This is a genomic window from uncultured Streptomyces sp. (assembly GCF_947488945.1).
Taxonomy (GTDB): domain Bacteria; phylum Actinomycetota; class Actinomycetes; order Streptomycetales; family Streptomycetaceae; genus Streptomyces.
The window spans coordinates 1-254 of sequence record NZ_CANLBS010000118.1 but is presented as its reverse complement, the minus strand read 5'-3'; the positions used below and the strand labels follow the sequence as shown (position 1 = coordinate 254).

The following is a 254-nucleotide window of genomic DNA, read 5'->3' as shown; positions in this document are numbered from 1 at the left end:
GCGGACAACGACTCCAGAACACCGTCATCCACCACACCCGCCGCATGAATCACAGCAGTCAGCGGCCGCTCCAACGAGGCTATGAGCGCGGCGAGCTCCTCACGATCGGACACATCGCAAGCCACGGCACGGGCCTCACAACCCAGCACCGCCAACTCCCTTACGAGTTCGGCCACGCCGTCGGCCGCGGGACCTCGCCGGCTGACCAGCAGCAAGTTCCGCACACCCTGCTGCTCCGCCAGGTGCCGGGCGAA

At 67.3% G+C, this 254-nt stretch carries 1 protein-coding gene; it reads right to left on the bottom strand.

The features are described from left to right. Positions 1-215, bottom strand: a 215-nt coding sequence (locus tag Q0994_RS34055) for a KR domain-containing protein (protein ID WP_363325604.1), incomplete at its 3' end; no start/stop codon positions are given. Between the last annotated feature and the right edge of the window lie 39 nt (positions 216-254).